At 70.5% G+C, this 20,514-nt stretch carries 19 protein-coding genes and 1 pseudogene; 16 read left to right on the plus strand and 4 right to left on the minus strand.

The genetic code is table 11. The annotated features are described in order from the left end of the window. Positions 1–26 precede the first annotated feature (26 nt). From corA to QM779_RS16815, 5 genes are all read left to right on the plus strand, one after another. The gene (gene corA, locus QM779_RS16795) at positions 27–1,136 is read left to right on the plus strand and encodes a magnesium/cobalt transporter CorA (protein ID WP_428537643.1); all 1,110 of its coding nucleotides are present in this window, start codon (positions 27–29) and stop codon (positions 1,134–1,136) included. A gap of 188 nt (positions 1,137–1,324) precedes the next feature. Continuing rightward, entirely contained in the window at positions 1,325–2,821 is a 1,497-nt protein-coding gene (locus QM779_RS16800) for a methylmalonyl-CoA carboxytransferase subunit 5S (protein WP_428537646.1), read from the plus strand. A 34-nt stretch (positions 2,822–2,855) separates the two neighbouring features. Further along, positions 2,856–4,394, plus strand: coding sequence for an acyl-CoA carboxylase subunit beta (locus QM779_RS16805; RefSeq protein ID WP_428538486.1), 1,539 nt, complete (start codon positions 2,856–2,858; stop codon positions 4,392–4,394). 5 nt (positions 4,395–4,399) lie between these two features. Continuing rightward, on the plus strand, positions 4,400–4,654 hold the full coding sequence (locus tag QM779_RS16810) for a hypothetical protein (protein WP_428537649.1): 255 nt from the start codon (positions 4,400–4,402) through the stop codon (positions 4,652–4,654). 12 nt (positions 4,655–4,666) lie between these two features. Beyond that, positions 4,667–5,029 (plus strand): biotin/lipoyl-containing protein, encoded by a 363-nt coding sequence (locus QM779_RS16815; RefSeq protein WP_428537652.1) that lies wholly within the window; start codon positions 4,667–4,669, stop codon positions 5,027–5,029. Between the two features lie 387 nt (positions 5,030–5,416). Here QM779_RS16815 and QM779_RS16820 read toward each other — a convergent pair whose 3' ends face one another. Continuing rightward, a complete protein-coding gene (locus QM779_RS16820; RefSeq protein ID WP_428537655.1) occupies positions 5,417–6,274 on the minus strand; it encodes an endo alpha-1,4 polygalactosaminidase in 858 nt (285 codons plus the stop codon). Between the two features lie 85 nt (positions 6,275–6,359). Here QM779_RS16820 and QM779_RS16825 point away from each other — a divergent pair, with 85 nt between their 5' ends. Next, entirely contained in the window at positions 6,360–7,244 is an 885-nt protein-coding gene (locus tag QM779_RS16825) for an NAD(P)-dependent oxidoreductase (protein WP_428537658.1), read from the plus strand. A 108-nt stretch (positions 7,245–7,352) separates the two neighbouring features. On the opposite strand, the gene QM779_RS16830 is transcribed toward QM779_RS16825, so the two are convergent. After that, on the minus strand, positions 7,353–8,102 hold the full coding sequence (locus tag QM779_RS16830; protein WP_428537661.1) for an SDR family oxidoreductase: 750 nt from the start codon (positions 8,100–8,102) through the stop codon (positions 7,353–7,355). An 85-nt stretch (positions 8,103–8,187) separates the two neighbouring features. Here QM779_RS16830 and QM779_RS16835 point away from each other — a divergent pair, with 85 nt between their 5' ends. Continuing rightward, on the plus strand, positions 8,188–8,937 hold the full coding sequence (locus tag QM779_RS16835) for a phosphoglyceromutase (RefSeq protein ID WP_428537664.1): 750 nt from the start codon (positions 8,188–8,190) through the stop codon (positions 8,935–8,937). Positions 8,938–9,016: 79 nt separating this feature from the next. On the opposite strand, the gene phoU is transcribed toward QM779_RS16835, so the two are convergent. Beyond that, positions 9,017–9,682: a phosphate signaling complex protein PhoU gene (phoU, locus tag QM779_RS16840; RefSeq protein WP_428537667.1), complete on the minus strand. Its 666-nt coding sequence runs from the start codon at positions 9,680–9,682 to the stop codon at positions 9,017–9,019. A gap of 201 nt (positions 9,683–9,883) precedes the next feature. On the opposite strand from phoU, the gene QM779_RS16845 reads away from it, so the two are divergent. The 6 genes and pseudogenes from QM779_RS16845 to QM779_RS16870 all read left to right on the plus strand — a co-directional run bounded on the left by QM779_RS16845 (position 9,884) and on the right by QM779_RS16870 (position 16,745). After that, on the plus strand, positions 9,884–11,005 hold the full coding sequence (locus tag QM779_RS16845) for a sensor histidine kinase (protein WP_428537670.1): 1,122 nt from the start codon (positions 9,884–9,886) through the stop codon (positions 11,003–11,005). Further along, on the plus strand, positions 11,002–11,679 hold the full coding sequence (locus QM779_RS16850; protein WP_428537673.1) for a response regulator: 678 nt from the start codon (positions 11,002–11,004) through the stop codon (positions 11,677–11,679). The genes QM779_RS16845 and QM779_RS16850 overlap by 4 nt, the downstream gene beginning before the upstream one ends. Positions 11,680–11,745: 66 nt before the next feature. Then, positions 11,746–12,699 (plus strand): ribose-phosphate diphosphokinase, encoded by a 954-nt coding sequence (locus QM779_RS16855; protein ID WP_428537676.1) that lies wholly within the window; start codon positions 11,746–11,748, stop codon positions 12,697–12,699. 213 nt (positions 12,700–12,912) lie between these two features. Then, positions 12,913–13,683, plus strand: a complete 771-nt coding sequence (locus QM779_RS16860) for a DeoR/GlpR family DNA-binding transcription regulator (protein WP_428537679.1) — start codon at positions 12,913–12,915, stop codon at positions 13,681–13,683. Next, the gene (pfkB, locus tag QM779_RS16865) at positions 13,680–14,639 is read left to right on the plus strand and encodes a 1-phosphofructokinase (RefSeq protein ID WP_428537682.1); all 960 of its coding nucleotides are present in this window, start codon (positions 13,680–13,682) and stop codon (positions 14,637–14,639) included. Before QM779_RS16860 ends, pfkB begins: the two co-directional genes overlap by 4 nt. 32 nt (positions 14,640–14,671) lie before the next feature. Continuing rightward, a pseudogene (locus QM779_RS16870) lies at positions 14,672–16,745 on the plus strand (PTS fructose transporter subunit IIABC). A gap of 246 nt (positions 16,746–16,991) precedes the next feature. Here the strand turns inward: QM779_RS16870 and QM779_RS16875 are convergent. Next, positions 16,992–17,672: a hypothetical protein gene (locus QM779_RS16875; protein WP_428537685.1), complete on the minus strand. Its 681-nt coding sequence runs from the start codon at positions 17,670–17,672 to the stop codon at positions 16,992–16,994. Between the two features lie 261 nt (positions 17,673–17,933). Between QM779_RS16875 and QM779_RS16880 the strand changes: the two genes are divergently transcribed. The 3 genes from QM779_RS16880 (at position 17,934) to srlE (ending at position 20,464) form a co-directional block, all read left to right on the plus strand. Continuing rightward, positions 17,934–18,419, plus strand: coding sequence for a CarD family transcriptional regulator (locus tag QM779_RS16880; RefSeq protein ID WP_377104596.1), 486 nt, complete (start codon positions 17,934–17,936; stop codon positions 18,417–18,419). A 444-nt stretch (positions 18,420–18,863) separates the two neighbouring features. Continuing rightward, entirely contained in the window at positions 18,864–19,466 is a 603-nt protein-coding gene (srlA, locus tag QM779_RS16885) for a PTS glucitol/sorbitol transporter subunit IIC (RefSeq protein WP_415154548.1), read from the plus strand. Continuing rightward, a complete protein-coding gene (gene srlE, locus QM779_RS16890) occupies positions 19,463–20,464 on the plus strand; it encodes a PTS glucitol/sorbitol transporter subunit IIB (protein WP_428537689.1) in 1,002 nt (333 codons plus the stop codon). Before srlA ends, srlE begins: the two co-directional genes overlap by 4 nt. Positions 20,465–20,514: the final 50 nt, after the last annotated feature.

Genomic DNA, 20,514 nt, shown 5'->3' on the forward strand with positions numbered 1-20,514 from the left:
CCGCGGCTCCGTCCCGAGGAGCCGTCATGAACCTGTCCCTGCCCGGCCGCCTGAACCTTCCGGCGACCTTTCGCTCCGTCCCGCTGCGTCGCGTCCCGTGGTCGCCGGCCACCGCGCCCGTCGTCGCTCCCCGGCCGTCCGCCGACCCGCTGGCCGCGGCCATCGACTGGGCGCACTACGTGGAGGGCGAGCGCCAGGCCGACATCGACTTCCCGACCGCCTGCGCCCGCGCAGCCGCCGGGTCCGGCTTCGTCTGGCTGGGCCTGTTCGAGCCGTCCGCCGCCCAGCTGGACGCGCTGCGCGACGTGTTCGGGCTGCACCCGCTGGCCCTGGAGGACGCGGGCAACTCCCGGCAGCGGCCCAAGCTGGAGCGCTACGACGACGGCACGCTGTTCCTCTCCCTGCGCACGCTCGGCTACGTCGACACCGACACCAGGGGCGAGGGCGGCGAGATCGTCGAGACCGGGACGGCGACCGTGCTGGTGGGGGAGTGGTACGCGCTCACGGTCCGGCACGGCCGCTACGGCGCGCTGCAGCCGGTGCGCCGCCACCTCGAGGCGCGTCCCGAACACCTGGTCCGCGGCCCGATCGCCGTCCTGCACGCGGTCGTGGACAGCGCGGTGGACGACTACCTGCGGGTCGCGGACGAGGCGTCCGACGACGTCGAGGAGATCGAGAGCCACGTCTTCGCCGTCCGCGGCACCCCACAGGTCGAGCGGATCTACCAGCTCAAGCGCGACCTGATCGAGATGAAGCGGACGGTGGCCCCGCTGAACGCCGCCGTGCGCAGGCTGGCCGAGGCCCAGGACGACAGGGAGATGCGCCAGTACTTCCTCGACGTCCACGACCACCTCGAGCAGGTCCGCGAGCAGGTCGGCAGCTACGACGAGCTGATGTCGTCGATCCTTCAGGCCGCCGTCGCCCGGCTGTCCGTGTCGGAGAACGAGGACATGCGCAAGATCTCGGCCTGGGTGGCGATCGCCGCCGTGCCCACGATGGTGGCCGGCATCTACGGGATGAACTTCGAGTTCATGCCCGAACTGCACAGCCCGTGGGGCTACCCGGTGGTCATCGCCGGCATGGTCGCCGTCTGCCTGCTGCTGTACCGGAACTTCCGCCGCCAGGGGTGGCTGTAGGGCCGGCTGCAACGCAGTCCGCAGGGCAGGCGGGACGCGTCCGCGCCGGGCCTCCACACCTCTGCGGCGAGGCCGCGTCCCCGCCTCGGCGGAGCACCATTTCTCATAGGTCAGACCTTTTGTCTCACGCCTGTCCGGAATCCACAGGTTACGACGATGTGTAGTAGAGGGTCTGCGAGGATGGTGCCATGAGTCAGCGAACCATTGGTGTGACCGAGGTCGCCCTCCGCGACGCGCACCAGAGCCTGATGGCGACCCGCATGGCCCTCGAAGACATGGTCGAGGCGTGCGAGGACATCGACCAGACGGGTTACTGGAGTGTCGAGTGCTGGGGTGGCGCCACTTACGACGCGTGTATCCGGTTCCTCAACGAGGACCCCTGGGAGAGGCTGCGGACCTTCCGCAGGCTGATGCCGAATTCCCGCCTCCAGATGCTGCTGCGCGGCCAGAACCTGCTCGGCTACCGCCACTACGAGGACGAAGTGGTGGAGCGGTTCGTGGAGAAGTCCGCGGAGAACGGCATGGACGTCTTCCGCGTCTTCGACGCCCTGAACGACCCCCGGAACATGGCCCACGCGATGCAGGCGGTGAAGAAGACCGGCAAGCACGCCCAGGGCACGATCTGCTACACGATCTCCCCGCTGCACACGGTCGAGGGCTTCGTGCACCTCGCCGGCCAGCTGCTCGACATGGGTGCCGAGTCCCTGGCGCTGAAGGACATGGCCGCGCTGCTGCAGCCCCAGCCCGCCTACGACATCATCCGCGGGATCAAGGAGAGCTACGGCGAGGACGTCCAGGTCAACGTCCACTGCCACTCCACCACCGGCGTCACGCTGGTCACGCTGATGAAGGCGATCGAGGCCGGCGCGGACGTCGTCGACACCGCGATCAGCTCGATGAGCCTCGGCCCGGGCCACAACCCGACCGAGTCCCTCGTCGCGATGCTCGAGGGGACGCCGTACACGACCAACCTCGACCCGGAGCGGCTCACCCGGATCCGCGACCACTTCGCGAAGGTCCGTCCGAAGTACAAGGAGTTCGAGTCGGCCACCCTCGTCGACACCGACATCTTCTCCAGCCAGATCCCCGGCGGCATGCTCTCGAACATGGAGAGCCAGCTGAAGGCCCAGGGCGCCGGCGACCGGATCAAGGAGGTGATGGCCGAGGTCCCGCTGGTCAAGGCGGACGCGGGCCACCCGCCGCTGGTCACGCCGTCCAGCCAGATCGTGGGCACGCAGGCCGTGTTCAACGTCCTGATGGGCAAGTACAAGGTGATGACCGGCGAGTTCGCCGACCTGATGCTCGGCTACTACGGCGAGTGCATCGGCGAGCGCAACCCCGAGGTCGTCGCGATCGCCCAGGCGCAGGCCAAGAAGGAGCCGATCACGGTCCGTCCGGCCGACCTGCTGCCCCCCGAGTGGGACAAGCTGGTCGGCGACGCCGCCAAGCTCGAGGGCTTCGACGGCACCGACGAGGACGTCCTCACCTACGCCATGTTCCCCGGCGTCGCACCCGGCTTCTTCAGCACCCGCGACGAGGGCCCGAAGAACGTCGGCAAGACCGAGGAGCAGCTGAAGGCCGAGGCGGACGCCGCCAGCGGCGCGGCGAACGCCGTGCGCGGCCCGATCAAGTACAAGGTCTCCCTCGGCGGGCGCGAGAGCACCGTCACCGTCGAGATGGCGTGAGGGTAGGGACGAGATGAGCAACAAGCCAGTAAGCATGAAGAAGCGGGTCGCCGACCTGCTCGAGGCCCGCACCACCGCGCGCCTCGGCGGCGGTGAGGCCCGGCTCCAGAAGCAGCGCGACGGGGGCAAGCTGACCGCCCGCGAGCGGATCGACGCCCTGATCGACCCCGACAGCTTCCAGGAGATCGGCCTGTTCCGGAAGAACCGGACAGTGACCTTCGGTATGGACACCGCGGTCATGCCGGCCGACGGTGTCGTGACCGGCACCGCGACCGTGCTGGGCCGGCCCGTCCACGTCGCCAGCCAGGACTTCACGGTCATGGGCGGCTCTGCGGGCGAGACCCACTCGAAGAAGGTCGTCGAGATGATGAACGCGGCGCTGGAGACCGGCACCCCGTTCGTCTTCATCAACGATTCCGGCGGGGCCCGCGTCCAGGAGGGCATCGACTCGCTGTCCGGCTACGGCCAGGTGTTCTACGCCAACGTCCTGCTCTCCGGTGTCGTGCCGCAGATCTCGATCATCGCCGGCCCGTGCGCCGGCGGCGCGGCGTACTCCCCGGCGCTGACCGACTTCGTCATCCAGACCCGCAAGGCCCACATGTTCATCACCGGGCCGAGCGTGATCAAGCAGGTCACCGGTGAGGAGGTGACCGCCGACCGCCTCGGCGGTGCGGACACGCACATGGCGGTCGCGGGCAACAACCACTTCGTGGCCGACGACGACGAGCAGGCGATCCTGATCGCGAAGAAGCTGCTCAGCTTCCTGCCGCAGAACAACACCGAAGAGCCCCCGATGGTCGAGGGCGACTACAGCGTCGAGTACGACCCGTCCCTGCACGACGTCGTCCCTGTGGACGGCAAGCAGGGCTACGACGTCCGCGACGTGATCTCCAAGATCGTCGACCACGGCGACTTCCTTGAGGTGCAGGCCGGCTACGCGATGAACATCGTCGTCGGGTTCGCGCACATCAACGGACGCAGCGTCGGCATCGTGGCGAACCAGCCGAACTCGATGGCCGGCGTGCTGGACATCAACTCCTCGGACAAGGGCAGCAAGTTCGTCCGGTTCTGCAACGCGTTCAACATCCCGATCGTGACGCTGGTCGACGTCCCCGGCTACATGCCCGGCGTCGCCCAGGAGCACGGCGGCATCATCCGCCACGGCGCGAAGATGCTGTACGCGTACTCCGCGGCCACCGTCCCGAAGATCACCGTGGTGCTGCGCAAGGCCTACGGCGGCGCGTACATCGCGATGGCGTGCAAGGACCTCGGCGCGGACAAGGTGTTCGCCTGGCCGACCGCCGAGATCGCCGTGATGGGTGCCGAGGGTGCGGCGGAGATCGTCTTCCGCAAGGAGATCGGCGCGGCGGACGACCCGGTGGCCAAGCGGGCGGAGCTCGTGGAGGAGTACCGGAGCACGTTCTCCACCCCGTTCATGGCGGCCTCCCGTGGCCTGGTCGACGACATCATCGACCCGGGCGACACCCGTCGGAAGGTGGCCATGGCGCTCGAGCTGCTGGCCACCAAGCGCGAACTGCGGCCGGCCAAGAAGCACGGCCTCGGGCCGGTGTGATCGCCATGGACGAGGCTGAACTGCTCGAGCTCGTCAGAGGGCTCACCGAGCGTGTGGAGGGGCTCGAGACGAAGATCAAGCGTCTCGAGGTGCATGCCAACGACGTGCCCGAGGACACGATGGTCGCGATCGCCGCTGCGGTCGCCGCCTACCTCGGCCATCGCGCGAGGCGTCGCCAGCCGCACTTCACGACGGGACGCAACTGGGCGTCGAACACCCGGCGGTCCCAGCACACCCACCACCCGCTGTACACGCGCTGAGAAGGAAGACCAATGAGACTGAAAGTGACTGTCAACGGGGTTCCGTACGACATCGACGTGGAGGTGGAGGAGCCGGAGGCTCCCCAGCTGGGCGCGATCGTGATCGGCGGAGGGAGCGGCTCGATCGCCACCCCGTCCACCGCCTCGGTGCAGGCGACCTCGGCGAACGCCGTCGTGGCCCCGCTCGCGGGTTCCGTGGCGCGCGTCCTCGTGGAGGAGGGCCAGGAGATCGAGGCCGGGCAGGTGCTGCTGGTGCTCGAGGCCATGAAGATGGAGACCGAGATCACCGCGCCGAAGGCCGGCACGGTGGCCAAGGTCCTGGTCGACAAGGGCACGGCCGTCCAGGCCGGCGAAGGGCTCATCGAGCTCGACTGAGCGACCCCGACTGATCGACGCGACGGCCCGTCCCCTCAGGGGCGGGCCGTCGGCGCGTCCCCTTCCCGCCTTTGTCGTCCCGCCCTTGTCATCCCGGGCTTGACCCGGGATCTTGTTGTCCCGTCCGGGTCAAGGTGGACGGTTTGTGGTGAGTTCGCCGCGGAAGGGTCCACTTTGTGGTGGTTGGGGGGCCGGCCCGGCATGACATCGCCGGCCCTCGTCATCGCCCCGCCTTTGTCATCCCGGGCTTGACCCGGGATCTCGTCGTCCCGTCCGGGTCAAGGTGGACGGTTTGTCGTGAGTTCGCCGCAGGAGGGTCCACTTTGTGGTGGTGGGAGGCCGGGTCAGGCCCGGCATGACATCGCCGCTTCGTGCCGGAGGGACCGGTCAGCACCACTCGTGGACGCCGGCGGGGGTGAGGTCACGGTCGCGCAGGACGACGGCGAGCTGGTCACCGTAGTGCCGGCAGGTCCAGGCGAAGTCGACCGCCCGGTACTCCACGACGACCACCTGGCGCCCGTAGTCGTCGGTGTAGGAGCCGCACTCGCGCCAGCGTCCGCACTCCTCGGCGACGGCGAAGTCGAAGCCGATCCGCGTCCCGTCGTACCCGGCGAGGTTCTTCTGGCCGGCCGCCAACCCGGACGCGTGCGCGGTGGCGACGAGGAGGCGGGCGAACGCGATCGCGTCCGACCGCGCCAGCTCGTGGCGGCTGCGGGTGTAGGAGTCGAGGTTGTCGAACTCCACCGCGTCGAAGCCGCTGCTCGCGCAGCCCTCGATCCACCCCCCGACGATGGCGGCCAGCTTGGCGCGCTTCTTCGCCGTGCCGACGTCGAGCAGCCACTCGCCCCACGCACTGTCGACGACCCGCTTGCCCTTGTGGTGCAGCACCAGGGAGGAGCGCTGCTTCCAGAAGGACTTCTCGTCCGGCTGCGTCTGGAAGGCGTTCACGTAGCAGATGTTGTACAGACCGGACGCGGGCGCGGCGTTGCGGTCCCTGTCGACGATGCCCACGTTGCTCGCGGGCTCAGCGGCCCCACCCAGTTGGTAGTCGACGTCGGTGTCCTCGGGGAGCGCACGGACGGTCGGCGTGGTGGTCGTCGCCGTCGGGGTGGGCGACGGCTCTGCCACCGTGCTCGCGGTGCGCGCGATGGTCGTCGCCCCGTCCGCCGGGGCCGGGGTCGCCGGCGCGCAGCCGAGCACGAGGACCAGCGCGAGCACGGGGAGGACGAGCGGGCGGAGCGGCACGGTCCCACGCTACGCCGCCGTGATCGCGCAGGACGCCCGGACGCCGGGCCCAAGCCGATCCGAGCGCCCCGGTAGGGTCGCCGGCATGACACGGATCGCGTTTCTCGGGCTCGGCCGGATGGGGTCGGGCATGGCGTCCCGACTGCTCGACGCGGGCCATGACCTGGTGGTGTGGAACCGGACGTCGGCGCGCTGCGTCCCCTTCGCTGAGCGCGGCGCGCGGGTGGCGCCGACGCCCGCGGAGGCCGTCGTCGACGCCGAGGCCGTGTTCGTGATGGTCGGGGACGACGACGCGTCCCGCGCGGTGTGGCTCGGCGCGGACGGCGTCCTGAGTGGCCGACCGGCAGCCGGGGCCCTGGCCGTCGAGTGCTCGACGCTCTCCCACGAGTGGGTGGGCGAGCTGTCCGCCGCCGCGGGCGCGGCCGGCCTGCGCTACGTCGACGCCCCGGTCACCGGCCTGCCCGACGCGGCCGCGGCAGGGCGGCTGACGCTGCTCGTGGGCGCGGATCCGGACGACCTGGCTGCCGCGCGTCCGCTCTTCGAAGCGGTGTCCGACCGGGTCCTGCACTTCGGACCGGTGGGGACGGGGACGGCGTACAAGCTGATCGTGAACCTGATGGGCGCGGTCCAGATCGCCGGCGCGGCCGAGGGGTTGGCGATGGCCGAGCGGGCAGGACTCGACCTCGATCAGGTCGTGGACGCGCTGGCGTCCGGCCAGGCCGCCAGCCCGCAGGTCGTCCGCAACGCCCTGAGGATGGCCGCCGGCGACCATGCGCAGCACGTGGTGTTCTCGGGCCGGCTGCGCCGCAAGGACACCGACTACGCGCTGCGGTTCGCCGGCGAGCTCGGTATCGGCGCGGCGTTCGGACGGGTCGCGCTCGACGGGCTCGACGAGCTCATCGCGTCCGGACTCGGAGACGCCAACGAGAGCGCGGTGATCGAGGTCGCCCGCCGACGCACGCCGTCCTGAGCCCTGCCACCGGCAATTGCGGCACGATAGGAACCGTCCCCAGCGTTCCGCCGGCAACTGCGGCACGATGGGGACGGTTCCCAGCGTGCCGCGGACCGGGGGTCCCGCTCAGGCGTAGCTGCCGCGGAAGACCTTGTGCTGGGCGGGCTGCGCGACCGGACGGATCGTCAGGCGGTCGATGTTCACGTGCGCGGGGCGGGTGGCCATCCAGGTGATCGCCTCGGCGACGTCCTCCGCCGACAGCGGGCCGGGGACGTCCGCGTACACGGCGTCCGCGCGGGACTGGTCGCCGCCGAAGCGGGTCAGCGAGAACTCCTCGGTCGCCACCATCCCGGGGCAGATCTCGGTGATCCGGACCGGCTGGTCGAAGAACTCCAGGCGCAGGGTGCCGGCGATCATCCGCTCCGCGGCCTTCGCCCCGCAGTACCCGGCGCCGCCCTCGTAGGGTCCGTCCGCGGCGACGGACGTGACGAACACGATCGCGCCCCTGGCGGCGACCAGGGCGGGCAGGAGGGCGCGGGTGACCTTCTCGGTCCCGATCACGTTCACCTCGTACATGCGCCGCCAGGCGTCCTCGTCGGCGGCGGCCACCGGCTCCTGGCCGAAGGCGCCTCCGGCGTTGTTGACCAGGACGGCGAGCTCGGGACCGACCGCGGCGACCAGCGCGTCCACGTCGGCGTCCGCCGTGACGTCGCACGCGAGCGCCCTGCCGCCGATCTCCTCCGCCAGCGCGGCGATGCGGTCGGCCCTGCGCGCCGCGCAGATGACCTCGAAACCCTCGGCGGCGAGCTGGCGGGCCGTGGCGGCGCCGATCCCGCTGCTGGCCCCGGTGACGACGGCGATTCCCCGTGAACTCATGCTCACGATTCTGCCAGTGGGTTCGCCGCAGCATCGTCACCGTTCAGGCGGGGACGCGCGCCCCGGGGCCCGATAGGCTCGGACCATGACTTCAACGCTGATCCTGCTCCGCCACGGCGAGAGCGAGTGGAACGCCAAGAACCTGTTCACCGGGTGGGTGGACGTCGACATCAACGAGAAGGGCGTCGGGGAGGCGAAGCGCGGCGCCGAGCTCCTGAAGGCCGAGGACCTGCTGCCCGATGTCGTGCACACCTCCGTGCTGCGCCGCGCCATCCACACCGCCTACCTCGCGCTGGACGGCTGCGACCGCCACTGGATCCCCGTGAAGCGCTCCTGGCGCCTCAACGAGCGCCACTACGGCGCGCTGCAGGGCAAGAACAAGGCCCAGACCCTCGAGCAGTACGGCGAGGAGCAGTTCATGCTGTGGCGCCGCTCCTACGACACCCCGCCGCCGCCCATCGCCGCCGACGACGAGTTCTCCCAGTTCGCCGACCCGCGCTACGCCGCGCTGCCGAGCGAGGCGCGTCCGCTCACCGAGTGCCTGGCGGACGTGGTCGTGCGCATGCTGCCCTACTGGTACGACCAGATCGTGCCGGACCTCCGCGACGGCAAGGTCACCCTGGTCGCCGCCCACGGCAACTCGCTGCGCGCGCTGGTCAAGCACCTCGACGGGATCAGCGACGACGCGATCGCCGCGCTGAACATCCCCACCGGCATCCCGCTGCTCTACGAGCTGGACGACGACCTGCGTCCGGTCACCGCCGGCGGACGCTACCTGGACCCGGACGCCGCGGCCGCGGCCATCGAGGCCGTCAAGAACCAGGGCAAGAAGTAGCACCAGGACCACGGTCAGAAAGGGACGGTCCCCGTGAGCCATGCCGGCTCGCGGGGACCGTCCCTTTCGTCCAACGGGCTCAGGCGACCGGCCAGTTCTCGCCCTCGGGGAGCAGGCCGGTGATCACGTAGATCACCCGGGACGCCATCAGCACGGCGTGGTCGGCGATCCGCTCGTAGTAGCGGCCCAGGAGGGCGACGTCCACGGCCGCCTCGACGCCGTAGGCCCAGTCCTTGCCGAGCAGGAGGCGGAACTGGCTCTTGCGCAGCTCGTCCATCTCCTCGTCACTGTCGGCGAGCTTGCCCGCGTCGTGGGCGTTGCGCTCCCGCAGGGAGCGGCCGGCCGTCTGCACCATCTCCCCTGCGACGCGTGCCATCAGCTCGAAGTTCGGCACGAGCCCGTCCGGCACCGCGTGATCGGGGTAGCGCAGCCGGGCGATCTTCGCGACGTGTGCGGCGAGGTCGCCCATCCGCGCCAGGTCCGCGACCATCCGCATCGCCGCGACGACCGTCCGCAGTTCGCCGGCGACCGGGGCCTGCCGGGCGAGCAGCGAGAAACAGCGCACCTCGAGCTCGTCGTGCAGCCGGTCGATCGACGCATCGTCGCCGATCACCCGCTCCGCCGTGGCGAGGTCCGCCTCCAGCAGGGCTCTGGTGGCGTCGCGGACGGCCACCTGGACCGCCTCGCTCATCGCCACCAGGTCGGTGACCACACTTTCCAGGCTCTCGTGGTAGTTGTCGCGCATCCTGCTTCTTCCGTGTCCGTCGGCGGCACCGTTCGTGGGTGACGGGGCCATTGTCCCGCGCACAGGCTAGAGGGGCCCCCGCCGCGCCAGCGGGACGCGTCCCCAACACGAGGTGAACAGTCGGTGAACCTTCGGCCAAACGCTCCCGTGGGGACCCGAACCGGACGAGTCGGCCGCCCGCCTGTGTCTAGACTCCCAGCCATGACGCCCTACGCCCTGGCCCTGCTGGGTCTGGTGTTCGGCGCCGGTCTCGGTGCCCTCGCGGTGTGGCTGGGCATCCGGCGCGCCAACGCCGAGGCCGCCAGCCAGATCGTCTCCCGGCAGCACCTCGTCGAGATCGTCGCGCCGCTGCGCGCGGCCGTGGCGGTCGTCACCGACAGTGACACCGTCCTCGCCGCCTCGACCTTCGCGAAGGCCTGCGGGCTCGTCCGCGGATCCAGCCTCGGTCCGTCCGAGGTCGTCGAGATGCTCGCCGAGTCCCGGGCCGAAGGACGCGCGGTCGAGCGCGACCTGCGGCTGCCGCCGGGTCCGGGGAGCCCGGCGGTCCAGCTGGCCGTGAAGGTCGTGCCGATCAGCAACGGGTCCACGGTCGTCGTGGGCGAGGACCGGTCCGCCGACCTGCGGTTCAGTGAGACCCGCCGCGACTTCGTCGCCAACATCACCCACGAGCTGAAGACCCCGATCGGCGCGATCACGCTTCTCGCCGAGGCGGCGGACGCGGCCGCGGACGACCCCGATGCCGTGCACACCTTCCTCGGCAAGCTGTCGAAGGAGACCGGCCGGCTGAACGAGCTGGTCTCCCAGATCATCGCGCTGTCCCGGCTCCAGGCCGAGAACCCGATGCTGGCCGCCCGCGACGTCGACGTCACCGAGGTGCTGGAGGCGTCCGTCGCCCGCTGTCGGGCCATCGCCGAGGCCGGCGGGATCACGCTCTCGATGAGCACCCAGCCCGGCCTGAAGGTCGTCGGTGACGCCGACGAACTCGAGACCGCCGTCACCAACCTCGTCCAGAACGCCGTCGCCTACTCCGAGCCCGGCGCGCGCGTGGCGGTCAGCAGCCGCACGGCCGACGGGAGGGTGGAGATCCGCGTCTCCGACAACGGGATCGGCATCAGCGGCACCGACCAGGCCCGCATCTTCGAGCGGTTCTACCGCGTCGACGCGGATCGCAGCCGCGCGAGTGGGGGAACGGGGCTGGGCCTGTCCATCGTCAAGCACGTCGCGCAGGCGCACGGCGGCGACGTGGCGGTGTGGAGCCGGCTCGGGCAGGGATCGACGTTCACCCTCCGGTTGCCGGAGAGCCAGGAAGGAGCCCGCGTGTGACCAGGGTGCTGATCATCGAGGACGAGGAGACCTACCGGGAGACCCTCGGTTTCCTCCTGCAGAAGGAGGGCTTCGACGTCGGCCTCGCCGCGGACGGGGCGTCCGGACTGGCCGCCTACGACCGACAGGGCGCCGACATCGTGCTGCTCGACCTGATGATGCCCGGCCTGTCCGGCACCGAGGTGTGCCGCCAGCTCCGCGCCCGCGGCAGCGTCCCGATCATCATGGTCACCGCCAGGGACACCGAGATCGACAAGGTCGTCGGCCTGGAGCTGGGCGCGGACGACTACGTGACCAAGCCGTTCAGCCACCGCGAGCTGGTCGCCCGGATCCGCGCGGTGCTGCGCCGTGGCGCCGACGTCGAGCTCGTCCAGGACGTGGTCGAGGCGGGCGGCGTCCGGATGGACGTGGAGCGCCACGAGACCACCGTCCGCGGCCGCTCCGTGCAGCTGGCGCTGAAGGAGTTCGAGCTGCTGGAGTTGCTGCTGCGCAACTCTGGCCGCGTCCTCACCCGGGGCCAGCTGATCGACCGGGTGTGGGGGCCCGACTACGTCGGCGACACCAAGACCCTGGACGTCCACGTCAAGCGGCTCCGCGCCAAGCTCGAGGAGGACCCGGCGAACCCCGTGCTGCTGGTCACCGTCCGCGGCCTCGGCTACAAGTTCAACGCCTGATCCCGCGGTCTCGCAGGCGGGGGTGGGGTCGGAAGCGGTTGGGCGCGGCCGTTATGGTTGGGCACCGTGACCGATATCACCGTCTTCTCTGGCCACGCCCACCGCGAGTTCGCCGAGGAGATGTGTGACATCCTCGGGGTCGAGCTGTCCGCGACCCGGCTCTCCCGCTTCTCCAACGACTGCCTGCAGGTCCAGTTGCGCGCCAATTGCCGTCAGCGCGACGTGTACATCGTGCAGCCGCTGGTGCCGCCCACGCAGGAGAACCTGATGGAGCTGCTGATGATGGTGGACGCGGCCCGCGGCGCGTCGGCGGCCAGCGTGACGGTGGTCATGCCGCACTACGCGTACGCGCGCTCGGACAAGAAGGACGCCCCGCGGATCAGCATCGGCGGGCGCCTCGTCGCCGACCTGATCGCGACCTCGGGCGCGAACCGTGTCCTGACCATGGCGCTGCACGCCCAGCAGGTGCACGGCTTCTTCTCGATGCCGGTCGACCACCTCACCGCGCTGCCCGTGCTGGCCCGCCACTTCCGCTCGCGTGATCTGCGCAACACCGTGGTCGTCTCCCCCGACTTCGGCAACGCGAAGGAGGCCAACCAGTTCGCCCGGATGCTGGGCGTGGGCATGGCCGCCGGCTCGAAGCGTCGCCAGGCCGACGACAAGGTGGTCATCGACGCGATCGTCGGCAAGGTCGGCGGCAAGGACGTGATCATCCTCGACGACGAGATCGCCACCGCGGGGTCGGTCGTCGAGCTGATCGAGACGGTCCGCCGCTACCACGTGAACTCGATCTCGGTCGCGACCACCCATGGCCTGTTCTCCGGCAAGGCCGTCGAGCGGCTGAACGCCGTCCCCGACATCGTCGAGATCGTCTCGACCAACACGGTGCCCGGGCCCCAGGGCCTGGAGCGGCTGACGACTGTCTCGGTCGCGCCGCTGTTCGCCGAGGCCGTCCGCCGGATCAACTGCGGCGAGAGCGTGTCCGGCCTGTTCTCCGACGAGGACACCTACGGCGAGTAGGACGCGCCGGCTGCGGAACTGACCGCGGAGCCCCACCCGGGAACGGGTGGGGCTCTTCCGCGTAGGTGGGTAGGTCTGGATCGGGGGGACGAGGACGTCACCGGCGGATTCCCACGTGAAGACAGATCAGTCTCCCACCATCTCTTGACAACCCCAACCAAAACCAGATAAAACAATCCATAGCAACAGGGATGTTGGTGGGAAGGGTTGGGAATGTACGCAGAGGAGCGGCACCGCACGATCGTGAACCTCGCACTCCGGCACGACCGGGTGTCCGTGGCCGATCTCGCCTCGCGGTTCGACGTCACCACGGAGACCATCCGTCGCGACCTCGACGTCCTCGACAAGCGCGGCATCCTCCGCCGGGTCCACGGCGGTGCGGTGGTGGCCGAGAACGTCGCCCTCGTCGAGACGGCGCTCACCGAGCGTGAACCTGCCTTCGTCGCGCAGAAGAGCAGGATCGCCGAGGCGGCCCTGGCCTACCTGCCTCCCGCCGGCTCCACGGCGATCCTCGATGCCGGCACCACGATCGGCCGGCTCGCCGCGGCAGTCCCGCCCGGGAGCCTCGGCACGGTGATCACGAACTCCGTCCCCGTCGCCGCGCAACTCGCGGTCGGCAGCGGCAGCACCCAGGTCCACCTGCTCGGCGGACGCGTCCGCGGCATCACCCAGGCAACGGTGGGCGGCGAGGCCGTCGCCGCGCTCGGCCGGCTGCGCTGCGACGTGGCGTTCGTCGGCACCAACGGCGTCTCTGTCGGCCACGGCTTCTCCACCCCCGACCCCGACGAGGCCGCCGTCAAGGAGGCCATGGTCGCCGCCGCCCGCCGCGTGATCGTGCTGGCCGACAGCTCCAAGATCGGCGTCGAACTCCTGGTCACCTTCGCCCCCCTCGCCGCCGTCGACGTCCTGATCACGGACGCCGGCGTCTCCGCCCACGATCGCGCCGAACTCGTCGGCGCGGGAATCGAGGTCGTGATCGCATGATCGTCACCCTGACCGCCAACCCGTCCCTCGACCGCACCGCCACTCTCGACCGCCCGCTCACCCGCGGCGACGTGCACCGGGTCAGCTCGGTCACCGTCGAACCCGGCGGCAAGGGCATCAACGTCGCGCGGGTGGTCCACTACGCCGGCCACCCGGTCCGCGCGATCCTCCCGGCCGCGTCCGACGACCAGATCCTGCGCGGGCTGGACGCGCTGCGGGTGCCGTACCGCAGCGTGCCCCTGGCCGAGTCGGTACGCACGAACCTCACCCTCACCGAGCCGGACGGCACGACCACCAAGATCAACGAGCCCGGCCCCAGCCTTGCCGCGGACGTCATCGAGCGGCTCGCCCACCTGCTCGTGCTCGAGTCCGAGCGCGCCGACTGGGTCGTGCTGTCGGGCTCGCTGCCGCCGGGCGTGCCCGCCGGCTGGTACGCCGACCTGGTCCGCGCGCTGCGTCCGTGGGGCTGCCGGATCGCCGTCGACACCTCGGACGCCCCGCTGCTCGCCCTGGCCGCCCAGTTCCCCGAGGCCGCCCCCGACCTGCTCAAGCCCAACTCCGAGGAGCTCGCCCAGCTCACCGGGGCGGACGCCGACAGCCTCGAGCGGTCCGCCGCGGCCGGCGACCCCGGCCCGTGCGTCGAGGCCGCCCGCTCGCTCGTCGAGCGCGGCGTCGGCGCCGTGATGGCCACGCTCGGGGGAGCGGGCGCCGTCCTCGTCACGCCCGAGGGCGCGTGGCACGCGTCCCCGCCGCCGGTCACCGTCCGCAGCACGGTGGGAGCGGGCGACTCCTCGGTCGCCGGCTACGTCCTCGCCCACACCAGGGAGCTCGCCGCGCCCGACCGGCTCCGACTCGCCGTCGCCTACGGCTCGGCCGCCGCGTCGCTGGCCGGCACGGCCCTCCCGCAGCCCGACCAGCTCGACACCGCATCAGCCATCGTCCGATCCGTCCACTGACCCCGTCCGCACCGCACAGAAGAGGTACACCGTTGTCCGAACCGCTCATCACGCCCGACCTCGTCCTGCTGGACGCAGACCTCGGCGCCGACAAGACCACCGTCATCACCAACCTCGCCGCGCTCGTGGCGAAGTCCGGACGCGCGGAGGAGGCCGGCCTGGCCGCCGACGCCCTCGCTCGTGAGGAGAAGGCCGTCACCGGGCTCGGCGGCGGGATCGCCATCCCGCACTGCCGGTCCGCGGCCGTGAACACCAACACCCTCGCGTTCGCCCGGCTCAGCCCCAAGGTCGACTTCGGTGCGGCCGACGGCCCCGCCGACATCTGCTTCATGATCGCGGCCTCGGAGGGCTCCGACGACGCGCACCTGACGCTGCTGGCGATGCTCGCCCGCTCGCTGATGCGCCAGGAGTTCCTGGACGGCCTGCGCAGCGCGTCCACCCCTGAGGAGATCGTGGCCCTGGTCAACCAGGCCACCGGCGCCGACGCCCCGGCCGAGGCCGCCGCTCCGGCCGCCGCCGCGGCGACCACGGCTGCGACCACCGCTGCGGCGAGCGACGGGCCGAGGAAGCTGATCGTGGCGGTCACGGCCTGCCCGACCGGCATCGCCCACACCTTCATGGCCGCCGACGGCCTGGAGCAGGCGGGCAGCGCCGCCGGCGTGGAGATCGCACGTCGAGCCGCAGGGGTCCGGCAAGGTCGAATGGCTCGACCCGGCCCTGATCGCCAGGGCGGACGCGGCGATCTTCGCCACCGACGTCCCCGTCCGCGACAAGGAGCGGTTCGCCGGCCTGCCGGTGATCGAGTCCGGTGTGAAGCGCGCGATCAACGAGCCCGGGAAGATGGTGGCCGAGGCGCTGGCCGCCGCCGACAACCCGAACGCACCGAAGGTGGCTGCCGCCGCCGGAGGCACGGGCGCTGCGGCGTCTGCGGCGGGCGCGTCCCAGCTCAGCGTCGGCAAGCGGATCCAGCAGGCCCTGATGACCGGCGTGTCCTACATGATCCCGTTCGTCGCCGCCGGCGGCCTGCTGATCGCCCTGGGCTTCCTGTTCGGCGGCTACGACATCGCGCTGGCACCGAAGGACTGCTCCGCGATCACCTGGGTGGATGCCGAGACCTGTGGCAAGGCGTCCTCTATGGCCGCGCTCGTCCTGGCCCACAACTCGCTGGCGAGCATGCCGGCCGGGTGGCTCCTCTACCTCGGCGCGATGCTGTTCACGATCGGGGGCGCGGCGTTCGGCTTCCTGATCCCCGCGCTGAGCGGCTACATCGCCTACGCGCTGGCCGGCCGTCCCGGCATCGCCCCGGGCTTCGTCGGTGGTGCCGTGTCCGTCGCCATCGGTGCCGGCTTCCTCGGTGGCCTGGTCACCGGCCTGCTCGCCGGCGTGATCGCGCTGTGGATCTCCGGGTTCAAGGTGCCGCGCTGGCTGGCCGGCCTGATGCCGGTCGTGATCATCCCGCTCATCACCACCCTGGTCGTCGGCGGCGTGATGTACCTCTTCCTCGGAACCCCGCTGTCCAACCTCACCAAGGCCATGCAGGACGGCCTGACCGGGATGTCCGGCGGCTCTGCGGTCGTGCTCGGCATCGTGCTCGGCCTGATGATGTGCTTCGACCTCGGCGGCCCCGTCAACAAGGCGGCCTACCTGTTCGCCACCGCGGGCCTGTCCGCGGCGACCGCTGCGAACTTCCACGTGATGGCCGCCGTGATGGCCGCGGGCATGGTCCCGCCGCTGGCGATGGCCCTGGCCACGACCGTGCGGAAGAAGCTGTTCACCGAGGTGGAGCGGGAGAACGGGACGGCGGCCTGGCTGCTGGGTGCGTCCTTCATCTCCGAGGGCGCGATCCCGTTCGCCGCGGCCGACCCGCTGCGGGTGATCCCGTCGATGATGCTGGGCGGTGCGGTGACCGGCGCGCTGAGCATGGCCCTCGGCGTCGGCCTGCGGGCCCCGCACGGCGGCATCTTCGTCCTGTTCGCCTTCGAGCCGCTGCCGGCAGCCATCTTCGGCTTCCTGGTCAGCCTGATCGCCGGGGTGGTGGTCGCCGCCGCCGCGGTGGTCGCGGCCAAGACGGTCTGGCCGAAGAAGGAGGTCGTCGCCATCGCGTGACGCCGTCCTCGTCGCGGGCCCGCCGGAGTGATCCGGCGGGCCCGTCGTGGCGTCAGGGCACCGTCGTCACTGAGGGCCGCCCGTCGTCACCGAGGGCCACCGTCCATCGTTGAGGGCCACGGTTCCGGTCGAGGGCCATGGTCTGGACGCGGGCCCTCGACGTGAGCAGTGGCTCTCGAGCGCGGAGGGTGGCTCTCGGCGGCGGTGGCGGGGGTCCGGACTGATGGGGGCGGGCCCGCGCTCACGTCACTGCGGGTAGCCCACGCACTGGTCGGGGAGGGTAACCTCGAGCGCCTCGTCCGAGTCGGCAGCCGCCCGCACCTCCAGGTGAACCACGGGACGGACGCAGAGGCGGCCGGCGGTGCCCTCGACGCTGGTGCTGATGCCGGGAGCATCGAGCACCGTGGTGGAGTTGGAGCTCGTGACGCGGTCCGCGTCCTCGTAGGTGGTGCGTTCGATCGCCGGCGTCATGGTGACCGTGCCGCACTCCGAGTGCACCCCGGAGCCGTCGAGCCGGATTCGGACCCCGCCGTCCGGGCAACCCTCGGTCTCGAAGGACGGGGTGAGCTCCAGCCGAGTCACCCGGACGGACACGCGATCCCCACTGCAGGAGTTGGTGACGTCCACCCGGGTCGACGGCTCGGCGACCCGGGGGTCAGCGAGGCGGTAGCGGTGGGGAGCGAGTCCGCCGAGCCCGGGGAGCAGGATCGCCTCCGACCAGTCGGCCTGGAGGGTGCCCCGGACCGTCACGGTCAGGCAGCGGCCGGACTCGGGAGCGGGGACGTCCTGGCTGGCCTCGAAGTCCCGCGAAGTGGTTCCGCTCGCCACGACGGCGCGGGGGACGCTCGCGGCCACCACGAGGTAGGCGGCCAGAACTCCGGCGCCGAGGGCAGCGAGGGCCGCCCGTCTTCCGAACCTTCGGGGCATCGTCGTCAGCCTTCCCGGGTCAGGACGCCCACGCTAGCCGGAGGTCACCCGGCCCGGGCCGAAACCAGCGAACACACTGCTATTCGCCGCTGGCAAGGTGCGCTGCCGACCGCGCGGCCCCCACGGGGTGGAGGAGGGCCTGCAACGGCACAGATCACGCATGCTGTCAACCCCCCAAACGGCCTCTGGCTAGGTGAGACGGTACGTCCTGTGGGTGCATTGTGCTAGACTTGGCAGTCGGGAAAGGTGGTCAAAGCTGATATGACGTTCACAATCGGTGAAACTGTGGTCTACCCCAATCATGGCGCGGCAGTCATCGAAGCCCTGGAAACACGAACGATCAAAGGCGAGGACAAGCTCTACCTGGTGTTGCGCATCGTCGGCCAGAACGACCTGGTCGTTCGGGTGCCGGCCTGCAATCTCGACCTGGTCGGGGTGCGGGATGTCGTCGACGCCGATGGTCTCGAGCGGGTTTTCACCGTCCTTCGTGCGCCCCATGCCGAGGAGCCGACCAACTGGTCACGCCGCTACAAGGCGAACCTCGAGAAGCTGCACTCCGGCAATGTCCTGAAGGTCGCGGAGGTCGTTCGCGACCTGTGGCGCAGGGAGCGGGAGCGAGGCCTGTCGGCGGGTGAGAAGCGGATGCTGGCCAAGGCCAGGCAGATCCTGGTCTCCGAGCTCGCGCTCGCGGAGAAGGTGGCCGAGGATCGCGCAGAGGTGCTCCTCGACGAGGTGCTCGCGTCCTGACGCAGTAAGACTCGGAACGGCCCCGCAGGCAGACAGCCTGCGGGGCCGTTCGCATACCCGGACGCGGCGAAGGGCCTCCGACCGGGGCAGATGTGCGTAAGCCTGCGTGATGCCGCGCGCATGCGGTGCCATCCACCGGCACGCCTGGGGACGCCGTCGTCCCTAGTCGGAGCGGTATGGGTGACGGGTTGGCCGCCATTTCGCGGGTTCCTTCACCGCTGTCCGGGCGTGACGACACGCCCGAACACGAAATCTGGGCAGATCCCTTGCGGCCCGGATCGGGGCGACCCTATAGTTCCGATGTTGCACAAAAGTACGTACTGACGTGCACATTGGTGCAAACCAGAACAAAGGAGTTACGGAATGCCGTCAGCATTGCTCGTGGCCCATGGCCCGAGTCCCGTCGCGCCCGTGGGGGCGCCGAGCCCAGGAGGGGTCCGCTAGATGGACGCAATCACGTGGTTCGCCGAGCACTTCATCGGCCTGTTCAACAAGTCCGCCGAGAGCCTCACCGGCCTGATCACCGGCATCCTGCCACTGCTGATCGTGCTGCTCACGGCGATGTACGCGATCACCACCTGGATCGGGGAGGAGCGGGTCACCCGCGCCGTCCAGTGGGCGGGCAAGTACGCGATCACTCGCTACTCGATCATGCCGATCATCGCGGTGATCATCCTGACCAACCCGATGGCCTACACCTTCGGCCGGTTCCTGCCGGAGAAGTACAAGCCGGCCTTCTACGACTCGGCCGTGTCCTTCGTGCACCCGGTCACGGCGTTCTTCCCGCACGCCAACGCCGGTGAGCTGTTCGTCTGGACGGGCGTCGCGGCCGGCGTGCAGCAGATCGCCCCGGACAAGTACGCGCGGCTGGCGGTGCTCTACTTCGTCGTCGGCATCATCGTGATCATCATCCGCGGCTACCTCACCCAGTGGATCACCCGGATCCTGATCAACCGTGGCGGCCACCAGGAGACCTTCAAGCGGTTCGACGAGCTCTACGAGTCCGGCCAGATCCAGGGCGCGAAGACCGAGGGAGGCGTGCTGTGAGCTACCAGGCCATCAAGATCGTCAAGGGCCGTGGCGGCTGGGGCAGCGGCCTCACCCTCCAGCCCACGGACGAGAAGAAGGTCGTCCTTTCGGTGACCGGCGGCGGGATCCATCCCGTGGCGGCCCGGATTGCCGAACTGAGCGGCGGGGAGGCTGTCGACGGCTTCGTCAACAACATCCCCGACTCGCAGGTGCTGTGCGCGGTGATCAACTGTGGCGGGACGGCGCGGATCGGCGTCTACCCCAAGAAGCGGATCCCGACCGTGGACATCTACCCGGGAGAGCCGGGCGGCCCGCTGGCCCAGTTCATCACCGACGACATCTTCGTCTCGGCGGTGACGCCGAACGAGGTCAGCCTCGCCGACCCTGGTGCCGTGCCGATCGGCGCGGAGGCCACCACCACGGCAGCCGCCGTAGCGGCCGTCGAGGAGGGCAACCCTCCGCGGGTGGCGGCAGCGCCGCAGGCGACCGGCTTCATGGGCTTCGTGATCAAGTTCGGCAACGCGATCGGCTACTTCATCAACACGCTGCTGTCCTCCGGCCGACAGGCGCTGAAGCTGACCCTGAACACGATCATCCCGTTCATGGCGTACGTGTCGCTGCTGATCGGCATCGTCACCTACACCGGCCTGTCGAACTGGATCGCGTCCGCGGTGACCCCGCTGGCGGCGAGCCCGATCGGCCTGATCCTGCTCGGCATCATCGTCGGCCTGCCGTTCCTGTCGCCGATCCTCGGCCCGGGTGCGGCGATCGCCCAGGTGATCGGCGTGCTCATGGGCACCCAGATCGCCGCCGGCGGACTGCCCGTGCAGTACGCGCTGCCGACGCTGTTCGCGATCGACGGCCAGGTCGGCTGTGACTTCGTCCCCGTCGGACTGTCCCTCGGCGAGGCGGAGCCCGAGACGGTAGCCGTGGGCGTGCCCGCGGTGCTGTTCTCCCGCCAGATCACGTCCCCGGTGTCGGTGGTCATCGCCTACGCGGCGTCGTTCCTGCTCTGAGAGAAACCCCTCCGGAACCGGTGGGCCCCGCGTGGGGCCCACCGGGCGCG

The sequence above is a fragment of the Propionicimonas sp. genome (assembly GCF_049840635.1).
Lineage (GTDB): Bacteria > Actinomycetota > Actinomycetes > Propionibacteriales > Propionibacteriaceae > Propionicimonas.